Origin of the sequence: Corynebacterium uropygiale (assembly GCF_021568315.1) — a bacterium.
GTDB lineage: Bacteria > Actinomycetota > Actinomycetes > Mycobacteriales > Mycobacteriaceae > Corynebacterium > Corynebacterium uropygiale.
Genome location: NZ_JAKGSI010000005.1, coordinates 89,088 through 111,975, shown reverse-complemented (window position 1 = coordinate 111,975; position 22,888 = coordinate 89,088). Strand labels below are relative to the sequence as shown.

22 protein-coding genes are annotated in these 22,888 nt (G+C 66.8%); 7 read left to right on the top strand and 15 right to left on the bottom strand.

All coding sequences use genetic code 11. The features are described from left to right. The first annotated feature begins 78 nt into the window (after positions 1–78). Both L1O03_RS10060 and L1O03_RS10055 read left to right on the top strand, forming a co-directional pair. Positions 79–1,602 carry an AMP-binding protein gene (locus tag L1O03_RS10060; RefSeq protein WP_236119644.1) on the top strand — a complete coding sequence of 508 codons (1,524 nt, stop codon included), beginning with the start codon at positions 79–81 and terminating at the stop codon, positions 1,600–1,602. After that, on the top strand, positions 1,580–2,455 hold the full coding sequence (locus tag L1O03_RS10055; RefSeq protein ID WP_236119643.1) for an HNH endonuclease family protein: 876 nt from the start codon (positions 1,580–1,582) through the stop codon (positions 2,453–2,455). Before L1O03_RS10060 ends, L1O03_RS10055 begins: the two co-directional genes overlap by 23 nt. 3 nt (positions 2,456–2,458) lie before the next feature. On the opposite strand, the gene L1O03_RS10050 is transcribed toward L1O03_RS10055, so the two are convergent. Both L1O03_RS10050 and L1O03_RS10045 read right to left on the bottom strand, forming a co-directional pair. Next, complete coding sequence (locus tag L1O03_RS10050; protein ID WP_236119642.1) at positions 2,459–3,112, bottom strand: 3-oxoacid CoA-transferase subunit B; 654 nt, start codon at positions 3,110–3,112, stop codon at positions 2,459–2,461. Further along, positions 3,109–3,852: a CoA transferase subunit A gene (locus tag L1O03_RS10045; protein WP_236119641.1), complete on the bottom strand. Its 744-nt coding sequence runs from the start codon at positions 3,850–3,852 to the stop codon at positions 3,109–3,111. The genes L1O03_RS10050 and L1O03_RS10045 overlap by 4 nt, the downstream gene beginning before the upstream one ends. 74 nt (positions 3,853–3,926) lie before the next feature. Here L1O03_RS10045 and L1O03_RS10040 point away from each other — a divergent pair, with 74 nt between their 5' ends. From L1O03_RS10040 to L1O03_RS10020, 5 genes are read left to right on the top strand one after another with little or no spacing between them, the layout of a single operon-like run. After that, positions 3,927–4,727: an IclR family transcriptional regulator domain-containing protein gene (locus tag L1O03_RS10040; protein WP_236119640.1), complete on the top strand. Its 801-nt coding sequence runs from the start codon at positions 3,927–3,929 to the stop codon at positions 4,725–4,727. Then, entirely contained in the window at positions 4,705–5,913 is a 1,209-nt protein-coding gene (locus L1O03_RS10035) for an acetyl-CoA C-acetyltransferase (RefSeq protein ID WP_236119639.1), read from the top strand. Before L1O03_RS10040 ends, L1O03_RS10035 begins: the two co-directional genes overlap by 23 nt. Continuing rightward, positions 5,910–6,647, top strand: coding sequence for an alpha/beta fold hydrolase (locus L1O03_RS10030; RefSeq protein WP_236119638.1), 738 nt, complete (start codon positions 5,910–5,912; stop codon positions 6,645–6,647). Before L1O03_RS10035 ends, L1O03_RS10030 begins: the two co-directional genes overlap by 4 nt. Further along, a complete protein-coding gene (locus L1O03_RS10025) occupies positions 6,644–8,416 on the top strand; it encodes an FAD-dependent oxidoreductase (RefSeq protein ID WP_236119637.1) in 1,773 nt (590 codons plus the stop codon). The genes L1O03_RS10030 and L1O03_RS10025 overlap by 4 nt, the downstream gene beginning before the upstream one ends. Further along, entirely contained in the window at positions 8,397–9,290 is an 894-nt protein-coding gene (locus tag L1O03_RS10020; RefSeq protein ID WP_236119636.1) for a LysR family transcriptional regulator, read from the top strand. The genes L1O03_RS10025 and L1O03_RS10020 overlap by 20 nt, the downstream gene beginning before the upstream one ends. A 463-nt stretch (positions 9,291–9,753) precedes the next feature. On the opposite strand, the gene L1O03_RS10015 is transcribed toward L1O03_RS10020, so the two are convergent. The 13 genes from L1O03_RS10015 to pcaH form a co-directional block, all read right to left on the bottom strand. Continuing rightward, complete coding sequence (locus tag L1O03_RS10015; RefSeq protein WP_236119635.1) at positions 9,754–10,029, bottom strand: hypothetical protein; 276 nt, start codon at positions 10,027–10,029, stop codon at positions 9,754–9,756. Between the two features lie 70 nt (positions 10,030–10,099). Then, positions 10,100–11,551, bottom strand: a complete 1,452-nt coding sequence (locus tag L1O03_RS10010; protein WP_236119634.1) for an LGFP repeat-containing protein — start codon at positions 11,549–11,551, stop codon at positions 10,100–10,102. Positions 11,552–11,652: 101 nt separating this feature from the next. After that, the gene (locus tag L1O03_RS10005; protein WP_236119633.1) at positions 11,653–13,272 is read right to left on the bottom strand and encodes an FAD-dependent oxidoreductase; all 1,620 of its coding nucleotides are present in this window, start codon (positions 13,270–13,272) and stop codon (positions 11,653–11,655) included. Next, positions 13,259–14,362, bottom strand: coding sequence for an alcohol dehydrogenase catalytic domain-containing protein (locus L1O03_RS10000; protein ID WP_236119632.1), 1,104 nt, complete (start codon positions 14,360–14,362; stop codon positions 13,259–13,261). Before L1O03_RS10000 ends, L1O03_RS10005 begins: the two co-directional genes overlap by 14 nt. A 10-nt stretch (positions 14,363–14,372) precedes the next feature. Continuing rightward, positions 14,373–14,651 carry a YciI family protein gene (locus L1O03_RS09995; RefSeq protein WP_236119631.1) on the bottom strand — a complete coding sequence of 93 codons (279 nt, stop codon included), beginning with the start codon at positions 14,649–14,651 and terminating at the stop codon, positions 14,373–14,375. A 171-nt stretch (positions 14,652–14,822) separates the two neighbouring features. Continuing rightward, positions 14,823–15,653: a shikimate dehydrogenase gene (locus tag L1O03_RS09990; RefSeq protein ID WP_236119768.1), complete on the bottom strand. Its 831-nt coding sequence runs from the start codon at positions 15,651–15,653 to the stop codon at positions 14,823–14,825. 33 nt (positions 15,654–15,686) lie between these two features. Further along, complete coding sequence (locus tag L1O03_RS09985; protein ID WP_236119630.1) at positions 15,687–17,489, bottom strand: bifunctional sugar phosphate isomerase/epimerase/4-hydroxyphenylpyruvate dioxygenase family protein; 1,803 nt, start codon at positions 17,487–17,489, stop codon at positions 15,687–15,689. A 36-nt stretch (positions 17,490–17,525) separates the two neighbouring features. Beyond that, entirely contained in the window at positions 17,526–18,821 is a 1,296-nt protein-coding gene (locus tag L1O03_RS09980; protein ID WP_236119629.1) for an MFS transporter, read from the bottom strand. Between the two features lie 3 nt (positions 18,822–18,824). After that, a complete protein-coding gene (locus L1O03_RS09975; protein ID WP_236119628.1) occupies positions 18,825–20,003 on the bottom strand; it encodes a 4-hydroxybenzoate 3-monooxygenase in 1,179 nt (392 codons plus the stop codon). Beyond that, the gene (gene pcaC / locus L1O03_RS09970; protein WP_236119627.1) at positions 19,996–20,382 is read right to left on the bottom strand and encodes a 4-carboxymuconolactone decarboxylase; all 387 of its coding nucleotides are present in this window, start codon (positions 20,380–20,382) and stop codon (positions 19,996–19,998) included. The genes L1O03_RS09975 and pcaC overlap by 8 nt, the downstream gene beginning before the upstream one ends. Continuing rightward, the gene (locus L1O03_RS09965; protein WP_236119626.1) at positions 20,379–21,509 is read right to left on the bottom strand and encodes a lyase family protein; all 1,131 of its coding nucleotides are present in this window, start codon (positions 21,507–21,509) and stop codon (positions 20,379–20,381) included. Before L1O03_RS09965 ends, pcaC begins: the two co-directional genes overlap by 4 nt. 6 nt (positions 21,510–21,515) lie before the next feature. Further along, complete coding sequence (pcaG, locus tag L1O03_RS09960; RefSeq protein WP_236119625.1) at positions 21,516–22,139, bottom strand: protocatechuate 3,4-dioxygenase subunit alpha; 624 nt, start codon at positions 22,137–22,139, stop codon at positions 21,516–21,518. A 41-nt stretch (positions 22,140–22,180) separates the two neighbouring features. Further along, on the bottom strand, positions 22,181–22,885 hold the full coding sequence (pcaH, locus tag L1O03_RS09955; RefSeq protein ID WP_236119624.1) for a protocatechuate 3,4-dioxygenase subunit beta: 705 nt from the start codon (positions 22,883–22,885) through the stop codon (positions 22,181–22,183). Positions 22,886–22,888: the final 3 nt, after the last annotated feature.

Sequence of the window (22,888 nt, the reverse complement as noted above, 5' to 3'; positions counted from 1 at the left end):
TTGATCTTTCACTGTATCGAATGCGTCAAACTCATTTCGGTTGCCGTGCCGGGGTGCTCGCCTTGCTACCCTCGTCCCGTGACCACCCTCTACCGGACCATCTTCGGCTCCCTGCGGGATTCCGAGCTCGCGTCGCCCGCCCTCACCGACGACGCCCAGACGCTCACCTACGGGGAGCTGCGCACACGCGTCCAGGCCGTGGCCGCCGCGCTCTGGGCCCGGGGCCTCCGGCGGGGCGAGGTCCTCGCCCTCTGCCTGCCCAACTCCGCCGAGTTCGCGGCCCTCTTCCACGGCGCCCTCCTGGCTGGTGCCGTCGTGACCCCCATGCACCCGGCCCTCTCCGAGAGCGATCGCCGCTGGCAGATGGAGCAATCGGGCGCCCAGTGGTTCGTCGACGCCGACGCCGCCCACGACCTCCTCCACCCCGGCGATGCCGCCGCTCTGCCTAGCGCGGAGCTCGCCCGCCGCGCCGCAGAGCTCGACGCCGAGGCCGGACCCGATGACCTCGCCGTCATCCCCTTTTCCTCCGGGACGACGACCGGCCGCGCCACCGGCGTGCGCCTGCGCCAACGCCATCTCTGTACCAACGTGGAGCAGGCGCTTCCCCGGATGCAGGACCTGGGGCTTCGCCCCGAGTGGGCCATGCTTGCGCCGCTGCCCATGTCTCACATCTACGGGCTCACCGTCGAGCTCAACATGGCGCTGCGCCACCGGAATCACATTCTCACCTCGGCGCGCTTTCACGTCTCCCACCTGCTCGATCACTGCGAGCGCTTCGGGGCCCAGTGGGCCTCGGTGGCCCCGCCGATTCTCCTCGCCCTGCGCCAGGCCGCGCAGGATCCCGAGACGCGGCGAAGGCTCCGCTCTCTCCGCGTGTTGCTCTCCGGGGCGGCGCCGCTCGATGGGGAGCTCGCCCGGGAGGTTAGCCGGCTCACCGGGGCGCAGGTGGTGCAGGGCTATGGGCTCAGCGAGGCCTCCCCGGTCACCCACGTCTCGCTGCCCGGGCAGGAGGATCCGGCGGCCATCGGTACCCCCGTCGAGGGCACCGAGATCCGCGTCGTCAGCCCCGAGGATCCCCAGAAGGTGCTCGGCCCCGGCGAACTCGGCGAGATGTGGGTCCGCGGCCCCCAGGTAATGGACGGCTACCTCGACGGCAGCGGGGTCGACGAGGACGGCTGGCTGCGCACCGGGGACCTCGTCCGCGTCGACGAGCACGGGATGACCTGGGTCATCGACCGCGCCAAGGAACTCATCTACTACCACGGTTTTCAGGTCCCGCCCGCCGAACTCGAGGCGCTGCTCCTGCAGTATCCGGGGATCGCGCAGGCCGCCGTCACCGCCGGCTATGACGAGCAGGGGGAGGAATACCCGTGGGCGTTCGTCGTCCCCGATCCTGGGGCCGAGCTCCACCCGGAGGAGATCATGACGTGGGTGGCCGAGCGCGTGACCCCCTACAAGAAGATCCGGCGGATGGACGTGCGCGCGGAGATTCCCGTCTCTCCCAGCGGAAAGATCCTGCGGCGGCTTCTTCGAACAGAGAATCGATCTCATGTCCGACCCCTATGGCACACTGGTCCGCATGAAGAGGATTCGACGCCCTAAGAAGCTCCTTGCGCTGGGAACGCTCTGTGTCCTGGCCTTCTGTGCGCTCCAGAGCTGCGGGGATGTGCCGGAGTCCCCGGATGAGCTCGCCCGGGACGTCGCGAGCGGTATCGAGAGTGTGCTCGAGACGCCCCCGGAGAGTGGCGAGCCGGCGGAGGTCGATGCCGCGCCCGAGCCCGACACGCCTCCCCCGGCAGATGATGGCGCCGACGCCCCGACCCTGCCCGACCCGGCCCCCGAGGAGAACACCGGGGCCGCGGGGCCCGCGCCAGGGGTGGACGTGGCGGCAGCCTTCGCACACCTGGAGGAGCTGGAGGTGAAAGGCCGCGCCCCGAAGACGGGTTATGATCGCGCCCTGTTCGGCCAGGCGTGGTCCGACGATGTCACGGTGGAATTTGGCCACAATGGCTGCGATACGCGCAATGACATCCTCCGGCGGGATCTCCACGACCTCGTCCTCAAGCCGGGGACCCGGGACTGCGTGGTGCTCAGCGGGGTGCTCGAGGATCCGTACACCGGGGCCAGCATCCCGTTCACGAGGGGGAAGGCGACGAGCTCGCGGGTGCAGATTGATCACGTCGTCGCCCTCTCCGATGCGTGGCAGAAGGGGGCGCAGCAGCTCAGCGTCGAGCAGCGGCGGGACCTCGCCAATGATCCGCGGAACCTTCTTGCCGTCGATGGGCCCACCAACCAGGCGAAAAGGGATGGGGACGCCGCCACGTGGCTTCCCCCGAACAAGGCCTTCCGGTGCGCCTATGCCGCCCGGCAGATTGACGTGAAGTGGACCTATGGGCTGTGGGTGACCGAGGCGGAGAAGGCCGCGCTCAGCCAGCAGCTTCAGCGCTGCTCATAAGGCTTAAGCTTCCTCCAGACCCGGGGCGCAGGCGAAGGGGGCGGCGGTGATCTCGCGCAGCTCCGCCACGGTGACTCCGGTCGCGCACTCGAGGAGAGTGAGCCCCTTCTCGTGGTCCACGGAGAAGACCCCGTGGGAGGTGACAATGAGGTCCACGCACCGGGCGCCGGTGAGCGGGAGGGAGCAGGACTCCACGATCTTTGACTGCCCCTTCTTGGTCAGGTGATCGGTCATGACAATGACCTTCTTCGCACCGTGGACAAGGTCCATGGCCCCGCCCATGCCGCGCACCATCTTCCCGGGGATCATCCAATTCGCCAGGTCACCGCGGGCGGAGACTTCCATGGCGCCGAGGACCGCCACGTCCACGACGCGCGCGCGGATCATGCCGAAGGACTCGGAGGAGCTGAAGAAGCTCGCGCCCCGGGTCACCGTGATGGTCTCCTTGCCGGCATTGGTGAGCTCGGGGTCCAGTTCCTCCTCGGTGGGATACGGCCCCACGCCCAGCACACCGTTCTCCGAGTGGAGGATGACCTCCCTCCCCTCCGGGAGGTAGCCGGGGACGAGGGTGGGCATCCCGATCCCCAGGTTGACGTACTGGCCGTTCTCCAGCTCCTCGGCGACGCGCGCCGCCATCTCTTCCCTGGTCCAGCTCATGAGCGCACCTTCCTGATCTCGATGGGGGTGTCCTGCGGGCCCACCTCCACGACCCTCTGCACATAAATGCCGGGGACGTGGACGTCGTTGGGATCGAGCTCCTCGACGACCTCCTCCACCTGGGCGATCGTGACCTCGCCGCAGCGGGCCACGTCCGGATTGAAGTTGCGGGCGGTCTTAGCAAAGACAAGGTTCCCCGCGCGGTCGGCCTTCGCCGCGTGGACGAGGGCGAAGTCCGCGCGGATGGCCTCCTCCAGGACGTAGACCTCCCCACCGAATTCGCGGGTCTCCTTGGGGGCGGAGACCTCGGCGACGCTGCCGTCGGAATTGTGGCGGATGGGGATGCCGCCATCCGCGACGGGGGTGCCGACGCCGGCCGTCGTGTAAAAGGCCGGGATGCCCGCGCCGCCCGCGCGCATGCGCTCGGCGAGGGTGCCCTGCGGGGTGAACTCCACCGCGATCTCCCCGGCGAAGTACTGGCGGGCATATTCCTTGTTGTATCCGATATAGGACCCGATGGTCCGGGAAATGCGGTGATCAGCGAGGAGAATGCCGAGGCCCAGGCCGTCCGCCCCGCAGTTGTTGGAGATCACCGTGAGATCGGAGGCCCCCTGCTCGTGGAGCGCCTCGATGAGCCGGACCGGCACGCCCACGAGCCCGAAGCCGCCGACGGCGATGGAGGCCCCGTCGGGAATGTCTGCCACTGCCTCGTGTGGCGTGGGTAGGGTCTTGTCAATCATGTGAGGCAGTGTACACTGAGGTTCACATATTGCACAATCGTTCTTCTAGTGAACGCCGGAGGACTTCTTTAGGCATGGAACAATCACTCACCCCACCCGTGCAATCGCTCGTCCGCGGGCTCGCCGTCATTCAAACCTTCGGCGCCGCGCGCCCTCGGCAGACCCTCGCCCAGGTCGCCGAGGAAACGGGCCTCGCCCGCGCCACGGCCCGTCGATTCCTCCACACGCTCGTCGCCCTCGGCTTTGCCGGCACCGATGGCCACGAGTTCTGGCTCACTCCCCGCATCCTCAACCTCGGGACGGCGTATCTCTCCGGGCTCGGCCTGCCGGAGGTGGCCCAGCCTCACCTGGAGAAACTCTCCCGCGAGCTCAACGAGTCGGTTTCCATGGCGGTCCTCGACGGCACCGATGTCGTCTACGTCAACCGCGTGGCGGTGCGCCGCATCATGACCGTCGGCATCACCATCGGCTCCCGCTTCCCCGCGTGGGCCACCTCCATGGGGCGTGTCCTCCTCTCTGACAAGGATCCCGAGGAGCTCGACGCCCACCTCCGCGCGGTGGAGCTCACCCCCCTGGCGGCACGCACAGCCACCGAGCCCGCCGTCGTCGCGGAGCGCATCGCCAAGGTCGCCGAGCAGGGCTGGTGCATCGTTGACCAGGAGCTGGAGGCGGGCCTGCGGTCTCTCGCCGCGCCGATCACCGACGCCGAGGGACGGATCGTGGCGGCCATCAACACCTCCACCCAAACGGCCGTCCACAGCGTGAAGGAGCTGCACCAGCGCTTCCTCCCCGCCCTCCTCGATACCGCCGCCGCGATCAGCGCGGACCTCGCCGCCACCGGAAAGGATTTTCATGACTTCTCTTCAGCCCACTGACATCGTCCTCAGCCACCCGCTGCGCACCCCCGTGGGCCGCTATGGCGGCTCGCTCGCCGGGGTGCCGGTGCAGGATCTTGCCCGCACCGTGGTGGATGCCCTCCTCGAGGCGGCCGGGCCCGAGGCCCGCGACGCCGTCGATGACCTCATCCTCGGTCAGTCCTCCCCCAACGGGGCGGCCCCGGCGCTGGGCAGGGTCGTCGCACTCGACGCCGGTCTCGACCACGTCCCCGGCATGCAGCTCGACCGCCGCTGCGGCTCGGGCCTCCAGGCCATCACGACGGCGGCCGCCCACATCGCCGCCGGGGCCGCGGACCTCATCATCGCTGGTGGGGCGGAGTCGATGTCCCGGGCGGAGTATAGCGTCGACCACCGCATCCGCTGGGGTGTGAAGGGCGGGGACCTCACCCTCCACGACCGCCTCGCGGAGGCCCGCGCCACCGCCGGAGGGCGCCACCACCCGATTCCGGGTGGGATGATTGAAACCGCGGAGAACCTCCGCGCCGAGTACGACATCCCCCGCGAGGAGCAAGACGCACTCTCCGCCGCCTCGCACGCCCGGGCGGTGGCCGCCCGGGGGGACGGGCGCTTCGCCGAGGAGATCGTCCCCGTCGGCGACGTCACCGAGGATGAGCACCCGCGCCCCGACTCCACCACCGAGAAACTCGCCCGGCTGCGCCCGGTGATGAAGAACCTCGACGGCGCCACGGTCACGGCTGGCAACGCCTCCGGGCAGAACGACGGCGCGGCCGCGATGTTCGTCTCGACGGCCGCCACCGCCGAGAAACTGGGGCTCCAGCCGAGCGTCGTGCTGCGCGGCTGGGCTGTGGCCGCCGTCGAGCCCGAGCGCATGGGCATCGGTCCGGTGCCCGCGAGCCGCAAGGTGCTGGAGCGCCTCGGGCTCAGCCTTGAGGACATGGACCTCATCGAGCTCAACGAGGCCTTCGCCGCCCAGGCGCTCGCCGTCCTCCGCGAGTGGGGTCTCGACGCCGAGGACCCCCGCCTCAACCCGCAGGGCTCCGGCATCTCCCTCGGCCACCCCGTGGGCGCGACGGGGGCGCGGCTGGTCGTCACCGCCAGCCACCATCTGCGGCGCACGGGCGGGCGTTACGGACTCGTGACGATGTGCATCGGCGGCGGTCAGGGGATCGCCGCTGTCCTCGAGAACCCGGAGGCCCGCGCATGAGCATTCTGCACCACGTTCGCTACGGATCAGGCCAGCCGATCGTGTTCCTGGGCTCCATCGCTTCCACCCTCGAGATGTGGGAACCGCAGCTCAACGGACTCTCTGCGGGGGCCGAGGTCATCGCCATCGACCACCGGGGCCACGGCGGATCACCAGTGATTCCCGGCCCGTGCACTCTTGCTGACCTTGCCGCGGATGTTCTTGAGACCCTCGATCACCTGGACATCAAGCGCTTCTCCGTGGTGGGGTTGTCACTGGGTGGTGCGGTGGCCCAACACCTCGCTACCCACACGGACCGGGTAGAGCGGGCCGCTTTGCTGTGCACAGCACCGAAATTCGGGCAGCGCAGCACGTGGCTGGAGCGTGAAGAGCTCACTCGCACCCAGGGGATCGGCCCCATGGTGGAAGCCATCCTTGGCTTGTGGCTAAGCGAGGCTTTCACCGCCCAGAACCCGGCGACAGTTGATCGGATGCGCCGAATGATCGCCTCTACTCCAGGCGAAGCCTATGCTGCGTGTGCTGCCGCACTCGCCGAGTTTGATCGCACCGACTCCCCCACCCTGCCCGTGCCCACCCTCACGATCGCTGGAGCGGAGGATCGCTCCACCCCGCCCGCAACCGTCGCCCAGCTGGGCGGGGAGCACGTCGTCGTCCCCGGCGCACACGTCCCCACCGTGGAATCACCGGAAGCGATCACCCACGCCCTCAGCCACTTCTTGGAGGTCTCCCTGTGAACACCCCCGGCATTCCCCTGCGCCCCGGTGCCTCGGCGGCCGTCCCACACTCCGTTGATCTGCTCGTCATCGGCAGTGGCGCCGCCGGCCTCAGCGCTGCGGCCATCGCCGCCGAGCGCGGCCTCAGCGTCCTCGTCGTAGAGAAATCCGAGGTCATCGGAGGTACGACGGCCTATTCCGCCGGCACCTGGTGGGCCCCCGGCAACCCCTTCCAGTCCGAGCCGGACCGGGAGAAGGCCTCCGCCTACCTCGACGCCGTGGTGGGGGACTGCGCCCCGCGCGCCCTCCGCGAGGGCTACCTTGACGCTGTGCCCCAGGTCATCGAGGAGCTAGCTGCCCTCGGCGTGACGTTCCGGCACTCGCCCGCCGTCGTCGATTATCACAGCGAGATCGATGGCGCTGGGCTGACCGGGCGCGCCCTCGAGCCCGACGCCTTCGACGGCCGCGCCCTCCACCCGGAGGCCTTCCGCACCCTGCGCGGCCCGGTCCCCGAGTTCGCGCTCTTCTCCGGCCAGCTCATGATCCGCCGCCCTGAGGTCTCGACGCTCCTCGGGCTCTTCAGCCGTAAGCCGGGCCCCACGCTCCGCGCCGCCGTGACGGCCCTCTCGCTGGGCCTGCGCTGGGTGTGGGATCGGGCGCGTGGCTGGCCTCGCGGTACTCGCCTGGTCATGGGGAACGCGCTCATCGCTGCGCTCTACCACGCGGCGACCCAGCGCGGCGCCCAGGTGATGGTCTCGGCGCACCCGACGGCCCTCCACCGCGATGAGGACAGCGGCCAGGTCACCGGCGCCGACATTGCCTTTGACGGGCGCACCCACCGCGTCGAGGCGCGGGCCGGGGTGGTACTCGCCGCGGGCGGCTTCCCCCACTCCGCCGAGCTACGCGGCGCGCACCTGCCTGCCCCTACGCCGCAGTTCAGCCGCGCCGCGGAGAGCTGCACGGGGGACACGCACCACCTCGCGGCGGAGGTGGGCGCGCAGCTCGCCGGCAGCGAGGGCGGCAACGCGCTGTGGTTCCCTTCCTCGGTGGGCACCCGCCACGACGGATCGATCTCCGTCTTCCCGCACATTTGGGACCGCGGCAAGCCGGGGCTCATCGCCGTCGACGCCTCTGGGCAGCGCTTCGTCGACGAGTCCTGCTCCTACCACCGCTTCGTCCGCGCCATGTACGAGCGTCACGAGTCGCAGGCTGCCATCCCCGCGTGGCTCATTTTCGACGCCCGGACGCTGAAGAGCTATGGCATGGGGCGGATCACCATGCCCCACCTCCCGGGCTGGGCGCTGGCCCCAGCCCGCCGCTCCGGTTATCTCCACCGGGCGTCGAGCGTGCGGGCTCTCGCACGCAGGATTGGCGTCGATCCCGACGGCCTCGAGGCGACCGTGACGCGCTGGAATGAGGACTGCTCCCAGGGCGTCGACACTGCGTTCCACAAGGGCGAGACGGAATTCGGGCGCGCCGCTGGCGATCCCGAGGCTCCGCTCAACCCGAACCTCGAGCCGATCGACGACGCCCCCTATTACGCCATCGCTGTCTATCCCACGCCGCTCGCCACGACCTATGGCGTGGCCACGGACCCGCAGGCGAGGGCCCTCGACGCTGAAGGCCGCGTCATCCCCGGCCTCTACGCGGCAGGCACCGATGCGCGAGGGATCATGGGATCCGAGTACCCGGGCGCGGGAGTCCAGGTGGGATCGGCGCTTGTTGCCGGGTGGCAGGCGGCCAGGGATGCTGCCGCGAGGGTGCGGGGCGATGACGCCGCGAATCGATAGCTTCTGGCTGGAGGCTTTTCTCGTCGTCGCGGAGGAGCTGCACTTCGGACGTGCCGCCGAGCGCCTCCACGTGGGGCAGTCTCCTCTCAGCCAGACGATTAAGAAGCTGGAAAAGGAGATCGGGGCGCAGCTTTTCGATCGATCAACTCGCCGGGTCTCCCTCTCCGCGGCGGGGCACGCTTTTGTGCCCGAGGCCCGCGCCCTCCTGCACGGGCTTCAGCTGGGAGTCGAACGGGCTCACGCCGCCGCCGGGGAGATCCATGGCACCGTGCGAGTGTCCTTCTCCGGGAGCATGAATCATGACACCTTGCCCCGCCTGGTCTCAGCCGTGGCGGCGAAGCATCCCCATATCCGCATGGAGTGTACCCAGCGGCTCTTGTCTGGCGATGCCATTCGTGCCCTGGAGAATGGCCATGTTGATGTGGCCTTCACGGGGCTCCCCATTGCCTCTCCGCTGATTGCGACATTGCCACTGGCTGAAGAGGCTCATTACCTGCTGTGTTCGATGGATCACCCGTTGGCACGGGCCGGGCGTTCGTCGTGTTCTTTCCGCGACATTGCTGAGGAGTCCTTCATTTGTACGCCTCAGCATCAGGGATCGACGCTTCGACGGGTCTTTGATGAGACGGCCCAGGCCAACGGTGTATCCCCTGCGGTGAAATATGAGGTCGCGGACTCCTCAATGGTCATGGCCTTTGTTGCGCACGGCCTTGGTGTTGCCCTCATTCCCGAATGCCTCTGCGCCATTAAGCCACCGGATACTCACGCCATCCTCCTTGATGACGTGCCCCCTCTCCATTCCGCGCTGGCGTGGCGGAAAGACAATCAATCGGAGGTGTTGCGGGCGGTGCTGCGGTGTGCCGGCAATCAGTGAACACCCATGACCGTGCGTGAACCACTTCCACTGAGTCCTGGAATTCTCCTCGGACCAATGCTGGTCAAAACCAATCTCAACGCCTGGAGGGATAGCACGGCCTGGACTCTAGGGTGTACGACAGCTCCGTCGAGCATTCGCACAAGACGAGAAATAGTTCAATTCTCATTTTTAAAAGTAAAGTGATGTAACACCATCTGAGTTACAATCATGAAGAATATAAAATATCCGCTATAATCATACCCCGAGACGAGAGTGTCGTAGCCACCTTTATAGACAAGCGGACTGATAATGAGAACGATTAAGTCGAATAAAAGGATAAAGATAAGTCCCAGCTGCTTGAGATAAGACCGCACAGCTGGTCTATCTTCCCAAGCTATATTAATAAACCTTCGAACCAGTACAACACTAACAAAACCACAAATCGCTCCTGCGACACTAACTAATATGTTCAGACTCGTACTCATTCAATCACCCGTTCCAGGGAAAGCCACCGAAGAAATAGCCCTGACAGCACAGCTAGAAGCGCTCCAATCAATGCGAATATGTACATAATTTCCCATGCGCGCAGAAGGCATAGACCCAACACCATCAAAGAAATAACATAAACGCTAATCTTTGCAAGATAGTAGTAAAATGGGCGATATTTCATGGAATACAGAATGAGGGCAGGCAATACCGATATAGCCTGCACAAACATTCCAATAGCCATCCCCTCTAGCAGGGCTTTCAGAAGCATTTGCAATTCTCCATCTCTTAACCTATCCCTTTTAGTGCAGATCGCGGCGTGCCGCGGACGCTACCGTCGATCATTCATTCAACTGATATCCCGTTGCGGGAAGGTTTCCATTTATTATGGCGTCCCTAATTTCCTCCTCCGGAGTACCAACTGGGAAAAGTGGAACATAATCCAACTCCCGAGCTTTTTCAGAAATTTCTGGACCAGCTTCGTCTGAGAACACAATATCATCTCCATCCCGCAGGGCACTACTCCTCTCGCCACTATCCTTATCTCTGGTTATATACGTCGTGTCCGAGCCCACTATCCTGCGCATGATGTTTTCTTTAAATATCAGCCATGACATGCCCGCCACCACGGCAGAATTAATAGGCCCGAGCTTAGATGCCCCTCCGGTTGGCCCCCATGCGCAAATATCTAGAGAAATATAGGGCTTCCCATTTTTTAAAATGGTACCGAAATTGAACGTGATTGTCCTACCGGCGCCTCCTGGATGCCCCTCCAGTGACAATAGGCTAAATCCAGTGGAAGAAATGTTAGTGACCCGCACAGGAGCTTTAACAAATTTTACAGGAGAATTTACTAGATCGGTAGCATTCAGCTCACACTCTTGACCGACCGCTATCTTGTCGGGACAGCCGCTGAAAGTAAAATACCGGTTAAAATGTGTAATGATCTCTTGCGCAATCGCCTCCGCCGTCCACCTTTCCGACTTTTCAATGAGCGTATAATTCTTTACATATGAGCCGTCACCCTCTTCGTACAGCGGCAACAATTCACTTCGGAATGGCACCCACTGCAATTTTTGATTTTCAAAATCTTGCTGGATTGCATTGAGGTGGGCAGGATACTCGTTTGAAGTAGGGAATCCAAATCGACTGTTTTCCCAACCCAGTTTTGACCAGTAATTCCTAATAGCCCCCTTCACAATATGAGCATTAGTCCCCGGACTCCAATAAATGGATCCGCCTTCAAAGTGGTTATATTTCCCAAAGACGTTGGGCGTAGTCTGTTCATCCGTCATGGGGAAACCTAAAGATCCCATTTCCCAATCTTGACTTGCCCACATATCTCGGATGTTCCCCTGGATCACATGCGCCTGGGGATCCTGGGATTTCCAGTACACCGATCCCCCTTCAAAATGGTTGAATCGTCCAGGCTTCCGTGTCGGCTGTTCGTCGGTCAGGGGGTAGCCCAGGTGTCCCCTCTCCCAAGAGTATTGTGACCACTTTCCCCGGATCAACCCACCCACTTGATGTGCGACCCCCTCTGCAACCTGCGGGTGCCAAAAGATCGAGGTATCTCTTTCAAAGTGCTGATACTTGCCACCCCGTGCAGCATCCAGCTCGTCAGTTATAGCATCCCCAAAGAACGCATGGCCGCCAAGGCGGTGATACGTCTCAAGGATCCTACCCATTACCCAACGTCCATGGAGTTCATCAGCATTCACCGCTACCCCAAGACCTAGCGAACCAATCGTGATAATCGCAGCCACTGACTTGCCGTACCGTGTCGCCACCATGGCAACCTCCTGGGGTGAAAACTACTTTCCGCTTAAAGTAGCCAAAGCCCGCGGCCTTGGCTATCCACGCGGTGCATATTCCCCTCGGCGGAGTGCAATAATTATTGGCTGGCCAGGGCTTCCCCCACGGCGAAGCCGCGCACGATCGCCGATCCCAACGTCGCTCCCCCACCCGGATAGGCGCCGTGGAATGCCGTGGCTGAGCAGTTCCCCGCCGCCCACAAACCAGCAATCGGCTCGCCTCCCCGGCCAATGACCTGGCCTTCGCGGTTGACCCGAATTCCGCCGGCGGTGCCCAGCACGCCGGGATGGACTTCCACGGCGTAGAAGGGCCCTCGCTCCAGCGGGGCCAAGCAGGGGTTGGGTCCTACTGTCGGGTCGCCCAGGTGTCGGTCTTCCTCGCTGGCGCCGCGGTGGAATTCTGGGTCCTCCCCGCGCCGCGCGTTCTCGTTGAAGGCCGTCACGGTGTTCTCCAACCCATCGGGGTCCACCCCGATGCGCTCGGCGAGTTTCCGCAGGGTCGGGGCACTGGCCATCCACTCCGGCGGCTCTCCGGGCGTCGAACCCGCCACGGGATAGCGCTCAATGTAGGTGCGATCCATGATGAGCCATGCCGGGAGGTTCGCCCAGGTTCGTGTCACGGGATCCACGTTTCCGAACACCCGGGTGAGGTCGTGGTAGTTGAGGGCCTCGTTGATAAAGCGGCGGCCGCGACTGTTGACGGTCACGGAGCCGGGCAGGGTCATCTCGACGTTGCCCATGCGCCCGCCGGGCACGCCGTCATAGCGGAAGTCCGGCGGGCAGATGACGGGCACGCCCCAGATCGCCTTGGAGTCGGCCACGTCCGCGCCGGCTGCGGTGGCCAGGTAGAAGCCGTCACCCTCATTGGAGGGCGCGGAGATCGGCCGCACGTCAAAGGCCAGGAGGGTTCTCCGCAGGTGCTCGTTCCATTCGAAGCCGCCCGAGGCGATGACGACGTCCGTCGCGCGCACAGTAACCTGCTGCTCTTCACCGAGCTCGACGTCCCACCGCCCATCCGCCGCGCGGGCGAGCGCCCGCACCGGGGCGCGGCGCACGATGGGTACGCCCGCCTCGATAGCCGAGGCCAGCAGCGATCCCGCGAGTGCCCCTCCCATCGTGCGGATCCCCTGGGCCGCCCGCTCGGCGAGGAGATCGGGGTCCGGGGCAGCCCCGCCGAGGGCGTCGCGCTCCTCCATCGAGATGAGCGGGAAGTAGGTCGGCGGTCGCAGCGCCTCGGCGAGCCCCTCCCACGGCGAGGGGTCGAAGGGCGCATTGTCCAGGCCGCGGCCGGTGCGCGAGCCCTGGGCGGAACCGTGATAGTCCGGGCGACCCAGTGGCCGCACATTCACGCGAGTGGCGCTGCTCAGCCACTCCACCGCCCGCTGCCCCGTGGCGAGGTACCAGGCGATCTCTTCGCTGCTCATGTGGCCCTCCGTGACGGAGCGGAGGTACTCAGTGGCGGCCTCGTCCGAGTCCTCCCAGCCCGCTTCACGCATGAGGCGGTTGTTGGGCACCCAGAAGACGCCGCCACCGGCAGCCGTCGTCCCTCCCAGGCGCGCGGCCTTCTCCACGAGGAGGACGCGCTGCCCTCCGGCGGCCGCCCGGGTGGCGGCGACGGTCCCCGCCGCGCCGGAGCCCATGACCAGGACATCGACGTCGCGGTACTCGTCGGGAAGGGCGGAGAGATCAGAGAGCAGCATAGAGGTCCTCCTCGGTCGGGGCGTCGTCGAGCGCGACGCGCAGGGGTGTGGCGAGGCTGCTGCGGACGTCGACGGCGATCTTGCCGACGCCCACCGCGCGGTCAGCCATGAGCTGGAGGGCGGCGGACACGCCGGGAAGGCCGACCTCGTGGGTGATGAGCTCGCGGAGAAGATCGCGGTAACGGGCGACGAAGCGCAGCGGCTCCCCCAGCCCGCCTTGGCAATTGCGCGAGCCGAGGATCTCGATCTCCTTCGTGGGGAGGCTGCGCAGCGGGATCTGGGCGGGGCGCTCGGAGATCCCCACGCACACGATCCGCCCGGTGCACGCGATGGCATGCACCGCGTCCTCCAGGCACTGGGGAACGCCCGTGGCCTCGACGATGATCTCCGGGCCCCAGGGCTCCGCCCACTCGGCGATGGCCTCGCGCGCGGGACGCTCCGGGCCCACCACCACCGTTTCGTCGGCGCCGCAGCGCCGCGCGGTGATGGTCCTGGCCGGCACCGTGTCGATCGCCAGCACCTCGCAGCCCCGGTCCTTGAGCGCGCGGATCGCGATGAGGCCAATCGCCCCGCAGCCGAAGACCACGGCCCGCTCCCCCTCCTGCGGTCGGGCCCGGCGCACCGCGTGGTAGGCGATGGACACCGGCTCGACGAGCGCCGCCGTCCGGAGGTCAAGCCCCTCCGGCACGCGCAGCACCCGGTTCGCGGGGAGGGCGAGCTGCTCCACGAAGCCGCCGTCGGTATAACAGCCGAGGACAGAGAGCTGCGTGCACGCGTTTTCCCGGCCCTGCCGGCACGGCGGGCACACGCCGCACGGCAGAAGAGGGTGGATGACCACGGGGTCCCCCACCGCGAGGGGAACGCCCTCCGCATCGACGGCCCCCGGCTCCGCCTGGGCGATGGTCGCGGAGATTTCGTGGCCCTGGATGATGGGAAGCTCGGTGGCGTAGTGGTCCTCCCAGATGTGGATGTCCGTCCCGCAGAGGGTGACGGTGTGGATGTCGACGAGCACCTCGCCGGGAAGCACCTCGGGCGCGGGAATGTCCACGATCTCCATGGTGCGGGCGCTCACTGTCCTCAACGCTTTCATGGGGACCGCCTTAGTTGATGGACCCGAAGAAGGGGTTCCATTCGCGGATGGGGCGCTCGCCGATGAATCCGGCGGTCCAGAACGGATCCTCATTGAGGGTCTTTTCCAGTTCCTCCTTGGACTCCGCCTGGAAGATAAGCAGGGCGGAGGTGCCGCCATCGGCGGGGCCGGAGACCCGCAGGGCGCCGGACTCGTGGAGGCTGCGGAGGAACTCGACGTGGGTGGGGCGCACCTCGGCCATGGCGTCGGGGTCCCCGGCGTAGAAATACTGGACGGCAAAGAGGGACATGGAATTCTCCTTCTGTCGTGGGTGAGAATGTCTATATCCCACTGTGCCGCCCCTCACACCGAGGAACAAGCACTATTTCGCGCACACTCTATGCTGTTTTTCCACTCAATAAAGCCACAAAGAATGCCCCGGATGAGCTGCGCTATCCGGGGCCAAAGATCGGACTGAGGCTTAGTCACCTTGCCGGAGAAAAGCCTCCCGCATCCTCGCCTCATCTGCTTCGCGGCCGGTGAAGAGGCGGAAGGCGTCGACGGCCTGCCCCACCGCCATGCCCGTCCCATCGAGGGTGGAGCAGCCGAGCTCCCGAGCCTCCCGAAGCAGCTGCGTCTCGATGGGCATGTACACGACGTCGCTCACCCAGTGCCGGGGGCTCAGGCAGGACGTGTCGAAGCTCGTGCCCGGGTGCGCGGGCATGCCCATCGGGGTGGCATTGACCACGCCGAAGGCCGAGGCAATGCGCTCCTCCGCCCCGTCCAGAGCGATTCCCCGCACCGCGTCCGTGCCGGTCGCACGGTTGATGTTCTCCGCGAGGGCGAGCGCGCGGGCCTCGTCGAGATCCGCGATGAAGAGCCTGCTCACACCCGCATCCACCAGCGCATAAGCGACGGCATTCCCTGCGCCGCCCGCGCCGATCTGCACCACCTCGCGCCCGGCGATCCCGGCCGGCAGGCTGCGCCCATAGCCGGTGACGTCCGTGTTGTGCCCGTAGGTGCGCCCCTCCCGGATGACGACGGTATTCACCGCGCCGAGCGCCTGGGCGCGGGGATCCACCTCATCGAGGAGGGGGAGAATCGCCTGCTTGTGTGGGTGCGTAATGTTGAGCCCCTGGAAGCCGAGCTCCCGCGCGAAGGAGAGGAGATCCTCCAGGCTGCGCTCGGTGTGCAGGGTGTCGATCCGGCGATAGATGATCGGGAACCCCTGGGCCCAACCCTCGGCCTCGTGCATCCGCGGGGTCCGAGAGAGGGCAATATCATTCCCAATAAGGCCCAAAAGATAGCTCATGTGGTGGTCAGTCACGCTCGTTCCTTTCTGTTTTTAGGAGGGGATTCCCCGGGTGGAATCGCGAAGCACCCGATACTGCGCAGCAAGGCGAACGGCGGCGTCCGCCCAGCCATATCCCTCATAGCCGCCGCGTCGCTCCGCTACCTCGATATAGAGCTTCCCCGGCGTGCCCAATGTCTCGGTATAAAAGTGGAAATATTCGCCGTTCTCATCGGCGTCGTAAAGAACGTTGAGGCGGCGCAGCTCGGCGAGGGTCGCCTCGGGAAGGTCGACCCGGGCGGCGAGGTCGTCGTAGTAGTTATCCGGGATGTCGAGGATGCGCAGCCCCCGGTCGACGCAGCTCTGCGCTGCGGCGAGGGCATCGTTCGTCGCGAGGGTGAGGTGCTCGGGATAGGAGGCGGCGAGGAAATCCCCCTGCTCCGAGGCCTCCGGCGCCACGTTGAGCGCCAAGCGCAGGCCCCCGCGCATGGCCTGGCTGGTCACCAGGCCTGCCGGGGTGGGCACCTGCTCCACCGGGTGCGCCTTGAGCCCCAGCACCGAGGTGAAGAAGAGCCGCGCCTCATCGAGACGGTGCCAGGGCTGCGCGAGCGTCACATGATCCACGCCGGTAATGAATGACTCCCCCTCCCCCGGCTGCGCGTGGAACTCCCGGAGCCACTCCTGCCCCGGCGGGCAGAAGTACATCTCCGTGCCATCGGGGGCCTCGACGGCCGGCAGGTGCAGCTCCCCCTCTTCCTCGGAGCGCTCCACCCGCTGCGCCTGGAGCTCCTCCGCCCGCCGGCAGGCTGAGCCCGGATCATCCACGCTGATTCCCAGCGCGTGGAGGCGCGTCGGCTCCCCCGTGGGCCCCAGGTCCCGGATGACGATCGTCACCGACCCTGCGCTCCACACCTGCACATCAGTTTTCCGACGGTGATAGCCGCCGAGACGAAAGCCCAGGTGATGGAGGATTTTCGTCACCTCGCCGAGGGAGCCGGTGTGCACCTCGATGAAGTCATAGCTCGCCACGCGCGGGGCCGGGGGGAGGGGCTCCCGCCCCGCCTGGTCTGCGACCCAGGTGAGTGAGCGCAGCCCGTCGATCGCGGTGCGGGTGACGTCGGCCTCACGGAAGGAATCGTTGAAGATCTCCAGGGAGACCGGGCCGCGATACTCACTGAGCGCGGAGACGAAGCCCGGGAGGTCCAGCTCCCCCTCGCCGGGGAAGACGCGGTCGTGGCGGGACCACTCCAGGAGGTTCATGTCGCGGTGCGGGGCGTCGGCGAGCTGGACGAAGAAGATGCGCTCTGGGTCGAGGTCCCGGATGCCCGCGGGGTCATCTCCTCGGGAGAGGATGTGGAAGCTGTCGAGGCAGATGCCGACCCGCGGGTGCTTGGCCTTCATCACGATGTCGTAGGAGTGCCGGAAGCGGTTCACGTAGGTGCCCCAGGCGAGGGCCTCGTAGGCGATGAGCATGTCATAGCGTTCGGCCAGGTCGCCGGCGGCGCGCAGCTGGCGCGCCAGGGCGTCGTCGTCGCGAACGGCGCTCTCCGAGACATTCGAGCACAGGAGGATCATGCGGCAGCCCAGACGGCGCATGAGCTGGAACTTCGCCTCGAGGCGGCGGAGGTTGCACTGAAAGAGCTGCTCGTCGGTGGCGTCGAAGTCCCGGAAGGGCTGGAAGAGGTCAATGCTGAGGCCCAGGGACTCCGCCCGCTCCCGGATCTGCTCGGGGGAATGCGGGGAGACGGTGAGGTCTTGCTCGAAGATCTCCACCCCATCGAAGCCGGCATCCGCTGCGGAGCGCAGTTTCTCCGCCAGCGTGCCGGAGAGGCAGACCGTCGCGATCGCTGTGTGCATAAGAAACCTCCTTGTGAGTCCGTGGTCAGTCCGCCCCTAGGCCGGCTGCGCGGCGAGGACGGTCGTCGTTGTCCTGAGGGTGCGCGAGGTAGCGAAGATGAGTGCGCCGAGGGCGCCCACCGCCGCGAAGGCGAAGAAGCCCCACGGGTAGGCGTGGCCGGCGCCGGCGAGAGTCCCGGCGAGAATCGGACCGCAGATAGCGCCCAGGCGGCCCACGCCCGCCGAGAGTCCCATCGCCGTGGCGCGGACCGTCGAGGGGTGATTCGCGGCTGTGAAGGCGTAGATGAGTACCTGGGAGCTGAAGACGAAGACGCCGGTGATGAAGACCGCGAGGTAAAGGATGAGCATCGGCATCTTCACCGCGAGGAGCGCCAGGAACACCGCCGAGGCCACAAACCACAGCAGCGCCGCGAGGCGCGGGGTCACCCGATCCGCGAGCGCTCCCGCAAGGAGGAGGCCCACCACCGCCCCGACGTTGAGGACGAGGAGGAATCCCAGCGAGTCCCCCATGGGGTAGTCAGCTGCGCGCATGATCTGCGGCAACCACGTGTTGAGCCCGTAGACCAGGAGCAGCCCCATGAAGGAGGTGCCCCAAATCGCCAGCGTGTTGCGGCGGTAGCGCGGGGAGAGCAGCGTTCGGACGGAGCCCGACTCGGCGTCCGCGTGGGCGGCCTTCTCCCGCTCGTCGAACTCATCGTGGAGGCTGAGCCCCCACTGCTCCGCGATGCGATGCGCCTCCTCCGTCCGCCCCTGATTGAGCAGGTAGTGCGGGGATTCCGGGAGGCGCCACACGAGGAAGGGCACCAGCAGGAGGCCGGCCACCCCGCCGATGAGGAACATCGAGGCCCACCCGAAGTGCGCGATGAGGTAAAGCGCAAGCACCGCCGTGAGCACCGCGCCCACGTGATAGCCCGTCATGAGCGTCGTCGAGGCAGAACCCGCCCGGGCCCCGCCGCGGAACTCGGTGACCAGCGCCATGCCGATCGGCAGCGCGCCGCCCAGCCCCAGGCCCGCGAGGAAGCGCAGCGCGATGAACCACCCCACCCCGGGGTGCAGCGCCAACGGCAGCGTGAACAGGGAGAAGAGGAACACCGCGGTGATGAGGACTCGACGCCTCCCCCAGCGGTCGGTGATCGCGCCGATGGTGATGGCCCCAATGGTCATCCCCACGAGTCCCGAGGTGGTGACCTGGGTGGCGTCGGCACCGCTCAAGTGCCAGGACGGATCCTCCAGCATGTGCGGGAGGACGGTCCCCAGCACGACGAGGTCAAAGCCATCGAGCAACGCGGCAAGCCAACACAGGATGGTGATGGTGCGAGTGGAACGAGTCATCTCCTAGACCTCCTGCGCCCGGGTGCCCACGTATTGCTCCGCGAGGAATCGGCGTCCCGCCTCCGACTCGAGCACCGAGTGGAGCTGCGCCACCCGCCGTCGAGCGGAGAAGGGGCTCTCCCCCTCCGCGGCGTGCAGGAGGGAGGACATCCACCAGCTGAATTGCTGGGCTCGCCACACGTGCGGCAGGGCGAGCTCGGTGTACTTATCCAGGAGGTCGCGCTCGCCCGTCTGCACCGCGCGCACGAGCCCCGGCGCGAGGACCTGCACATCCGCGACGGCGAGGTTGAGCCCCTTCGCCCCGGTGGGCGGGACGGTGTGGGCGGCATCGCCGGCGAGGTAGAGGTTGCCCCGCTGCATCGGCTCGGTGACGGCGCTGCGGAAGCGGAGAACGGCGCGCTCCGTGATGCGCCCCTCGGAGACCGTGATCCCCTCGGAGTCCGCCCGGCGGTGCAGCTGCTCCCAGATGCGATCCTCCGACCAGTCCTCCGGGGAGTCCTCCGGGGAACACTGCAGGTAGTAGCGCTGGAGGGTGTCGCTGCGCTTGGAGATGAGCGCGAAGCCCTCCGGGTGCGTGGCATAAATGAGCTCCCGGTGCGTCGGCGGGGCCTCCACCATGAGGCCGAACCACGCATAGGGGTACTCGTGCCGGGCGCGCAGGCCCGCGACCTGGGCGCGCCACGGGGAGGCGGAGCCGTCGGCGGCCACCACATGATCCGCCCGGATGCTGAGGTGTTCTCCCGACGACGTCTCCACGCTCACCACCTCGCCCTCGACGGCCGTCACCGTGTGCTCGAAGAGCAGGGTGCCGCCGTCGGCGAGGCGCCGGGCGATGAAGTCTTTCACGTACTCGTGCTGGGGGTAGATCGCGGCGGTCTTCCCGGTGAGCCCCTCGAGGTCGATGCGGGTGCGCTGGTTGTTCACGCTGATCTCGATGCCGCGCTCGGGGATGCCTTCGGCGTCGACGCGCTCCCCCACCCCGGTGCGGCGCATGAGCTCCAGCGTGGCGGGCTCGAGGATCCCGGCGCGGATCGTCGATTCCACGTCGGCGCGCGAGCGGCGCTCCACCACGATGGAGTCCACCCCCGCCTGGTGCAGGAGGTGGGAGAGCGTGAGCCCGGCGGGCCCCGCCCCGATGATGAGCACCGGCGTGTGAGTGCCGTGAGGGAGGTGCTTAGCCATTGCCGGCCTCCTCCGCGTCCTGAACGGCCTGGTTGAGCAGCTTAAAACCGTGGTTGGAGTTGGGCACGCCCGCGTAGATGGCGGTGTGGAGGAGGACCTCCCCGAGGAGCTCCGGCTCCACCCCGGCGCGCAGGGCGGCGCGCAGGTGCATGTCGAGCTCCCCGTCGTTGCCCACGGCGGTGAGGATGGCGATGGTGAGCAGCCGGCGCTGCGTGTGGTCGAGGCCCTCGCGGTCCCAGATGTCTCCCCAGGCGGTGCGGGTAATGAAGTCTTGGAAGGGCTCGGTGATGGGGGTTTGGTTGGCAAGGGCGCGGTCGACGTGCGCGTCTCCCAGGACGGCGCGCCGGTTCTTCATGCCTTGTTCGTAGCGGTCGCTCATGAGTTTTCTCCTAGGATGACGGTGACGATGTCGGCGGCGTGCCCGGTGGACTGCTCGCCGGCGGGGCTCGTGCGGCGGTTCGTGGCCATCTGCTCCGCGTGGACGACGAGCCCATCGAGTGCCGCGTGGCAGCGCGCCAGCGCGGAGGCGGTGCAGGCAGCGAGCTCGCGGAGGGTCTGCCATTCGGCATGCCATTCGCCCTCGGCCCGCTGGTGCGCTCCACCCAGGGTGAGCGCCAGCGTGCTGAGAAGCCCCGGCGCGCGCAGCGCATAGCCGCGCGCCGCGACGGAGGCCGCCGGGTTCGCCTTGTGCGGCATGGCGGAGGAGCCGCCGGGGCTGGGCTCGCTGAGCTCTGCGACCTCGGTGGCGCAGAGGCGGATGATGTCCGTCGCGATCTTCGCCACAGCCCCCGCCACCTGCGCATAGGCCGCCCCGATGCGCAGGATCGCGCTGCGATCCGTGTGCCAGACAAGGGGGCTCGACGCCAACCCCAGCCGCCGGGCCAGCTCCGCGTGGAGCTCGATCCCGTGGGGGTACACCGCCGCGAGCGTGCCGGTGGCCCCGGCGTATTGGACGGGGAAGCGGAGCGCGGCGATCTCTGCTTCGGCTGCGTGGAGCTGCTGCCACCACAGCGCGGCGCAGAGCCCGAAGGTGGTGGGGGTGGCCTGCTGGCCGAGGGTCCGGCCCATCATGGGGGTCTCCCGGTGTTCCTCGGCGAGGGCGCGGAGAAGCTCGAGGGTGGGGTGGAGAAGGTCCTCGCACAGCCGGGAGCTCGCCGCGCTGAGAGCGAGCATGAGGGAGGAATCGATGGCATCCTGGCTGGTCGCGCCGGTGTGAATGCCTGCGCTCTCCGCCCCGGCTGCCGCTTTCAGCTCCTTGGCCAGGGGAATCGCCGGGTTGGCTCCCGCCGCGGCGGCCGTCGAGACCTCTGCGCAGTCAAGCTCAAAGCCGGCAATGACCTCCACCGCGTGGCGGGCGCTCTCCGCGCTCACCACGCCGAGGCTGCCGGCGGCCTCCGCGAGGGCGGCCTCGAAGCGGAGGATGCCGCGGAGGAAGGCCTCATCGCTGAGGTGCTCGTGGACGCGGGTGTCCCCGCCCGCGAGGTCGGCATAAAGAGACCTACTCATCGCCGATCACGCGCCCTCGGTGCTGAAGAAGGGGGTCTCCTGGGTGGGGTCCTCGTGCTGGACCTGGATATCGAAGCGGTACCCGCCCTCCACAGGGGTGGCGATGAGCAGGTGGCGCCGATCCTCCGGGACCACCTGGAGGACCGGGTCGGTGGCGGACTCATCGGCGAGGTACATGCGGGTGTAGAGGCGCTCGAGCATCCCGCGGGCGAACACGCCCACCTTGAAGTGCGCGGCCTCCCCATTGCGAGGGCCCGGGGTCAGCGTGGTGAAGGTGACTTCGCCCTGCTCGTTGACCATGCCGCGGCCGAGGCCACGGAAGCCCTCGGCGCTCGGGGCGGCGCACTCGGGGTCGAGCGGGGAGTTGTACGTTCCCTCCGGGTTGGGCTGCCAGATCTCCACCATCGCATCGGCGATGGGCTCCCCCGCCCCATCGGTGACGGACACGGTGACCTCGATGGCCTCGGGGTGGGTGCTGTCCACCATGATCTCGGAGCCCTCACGGGTGAGCCCGATGTGCACATAGGGCCCAACGGTCTGGCTCGGCGTGATGCCGGGCTCGGCCTCATCCTGGTCGAGGATGGTGGATTGGTGATAGCGGAATTCTCCGGTGACGCCGTTGTCAATCATGGGCTTTTTCTCTCCTTCTCTCCTGAACTGCCGCGTGTGACTTAGTGGTGGGGCTTCTCGAAGGGCGTCGCGTTGCGGCCCCGGAGGACAATGTCGAACTTGTAACCCAGGGCCCAGTTGGGGCGGGTCTCGTCGTAATCGAAGACGGCGATCATCCGCTCCCGGTGCCTCTCCGGCACGGAGTTGTAGATGGGGTCCTGGAAGAAGAGCGGGTCATTCGGGAAGTACATCTGGGTGACGAGCCGCTCGGTGAATTGCCGACCGAAGAGAGAGAAGTGAATGTGGGCGGGGCGCCAGGCGTTGTGGTGGTTTCCCCAAGGGTAGTTCCCCGGCATGACCGTGTAGAAGTGGTAGCGCCCATCCTTATCCGTGATGGTGCGGGCCACGCCGTTGAAGTGCGGGTCGAGCGGAGCCGGCCAGGAGTCATTCTTGTGGCGGTAGCGGCCGGCGGCATTGGCCTGCCACGCCTCGACGAGGGTGTCCGGCACGGGCTTGCCGTCCCAGCCGAGCACGCGGCCGTGGACGAAGATGCGCTGGCCGATGGCCTCTCCCCCGTTGGCGCGGGTCATGTCATTATCGACGTCCCCCAGGTCCCCTTCACCGAAGACGGGGCCGGTGAGCTCGCCCATGCGGTCGGGGATGACGAGGAGGTCATTGTTGGGGTTACGCCGGATGGTGGTCCGGTACTCGGGGAAGTGCAGCGGGGCGAAGACGCCATCCGTCGGTGCGAAGAGTGGGGCTGTCATGTG

Bases quoted from the DNA above. Each gene is read 5' to 3' on its own strand.
- L1O03_RS10055 (WP_236119643.1), top strand. From the start codon at position 1,580: ATGAAGAGGATTCGACGCCCTAAGAAGCTCCTTGCGCTGGGAACGCTC.
- L1O03_RS10050 (WP_236119642.1), bottom strand. From the start codon at position 3,112: ATGAGCTGGACCAGGGAAGAGATGGCGGCGCGCGTCGCCGAGGAGCTG.
- L1O03_RS10045 (WP_236119641.1), bottom strand. From the start codon at position 3,852: ATGATTGACAAGACCCTACCCACGCCACACGAGGCAGTGGCAGACATT.
- L1O03_RS10040 (WP_236119640.1), top strand. From the start codon at position 3,927: ATGGAACAATCACTCACCCCACCCGTGCAATCGCTCGTCCGCGGGCTC.
- L1O03_RS10035 (WP_236119639.1), top strand. From the start codon at position 4,705: ATGACTTCTCTTCAGCCCACTGACATCGTCCTCAGCCACCCGCTGCGC.
- L1O03_RS10030 (WP_236119638.1), top strand. From the start codon at position 5,910: ATGAGCATTCTGCACCACGTTCGCTACGGATCAGGCCAGCCGATCGTG.
- L1O03_RS10020 (WP_236119636.1), top strand. From the start codon at position 8,397: ATGACGCCGCGAATCGATAGCTTCTGGCTGGAGGCTTTTCTCGTCGTC.
- L1O03_RS10015 (WP_236119635.1), bottom strand. From the start codon at position 10,029: ATGCTTCTGAAAGCCCTGCTAGAGGGGATGGCTATTGGAATGTTTGTG.
- L1O03_RS10010 (WP_236119634.1), bottom strand. From the start codon at position 11,551: ATGGTGGCGACACGGTACGGCAAGTCAGTGGCTGCGATTATCACGATT.
- L1O03_RS10005 (WP_236119633.1), bottom strand. From the start codon at position 13,272: ATGCTGCTCTCTGATCTCTCCGCCCTTCCCGACGAGTACCGCGACGTC.
- L1O03_RS10000 (WP_236119632.1), bottom strand. From the start codon at position 14,362: ATGAAAGCGTTGAGGACAGTGAGCGCCCGCACCATGGAGATCGTGGAC.
- L1O03_RS09995 (WP_236119631.1), bottom strand. From the start codon at position 14,651: ATGTCCCTCTTTGCCGTCCAGTATTTCTACGCCGGGGACCCCGACGCC.
- L1O03_RS09990 (WP_236119768.1), bottom strand. From the start codon at position 15,653: ATGAGCTATCTTTTGGGCCTTATTGGGAATGATATTGCCCTCTCTCGG.
- L1O03_RS09985 (WP_236119630.1), bottom strand. From the start codon at position 17,489: ATGCACACAGCGATCGCGACGGTCTGCCTCTCCGGCACGCTGGCGGAG.
- L1O03_RS09980 (WP_236119629.1), bottom strand. From the start codon at position 18,821: ATGACTCGTTCCACTCGCACCATCACCATCCTGTGTTGGCTTGCCGCG.
- L1O03_RS09975 (WP_236119628.1), bottom strand. From the start codon at position 20,003: ATGGCTAAGCACCTCCCTCACGGCACTCACACGCCGGTGCTCATCATC.
- pcaC (WP_236119627.1), bottom strand. From the start codon at position 20,382: ATGAGCGACCGCTACGAACAAGGCATGAAGAACCGGCGCGCCGTCCTG.
- L1O03_RS09965 (WP_236119626.1), bottom strand. From the start codon at position 21,509: ATGAGTAGGTCTCTTTATGCCGACCTCGCGGGCGGGGACACCCGCGTC.
- pcaG (WP_236119625.1), bottom strand. From the start codon at position 22,139: ATGATTGACAACGGCGTCACCGGAGAATTCCGCTATCACCAATCCACC.
- pcaH (WP_236119624.1), bottom strand. From the start codon at position 22,885: ATGACAGCCCCACTCTTCGCACCGACGGATGGCGTCTTCGCCCCGCTG.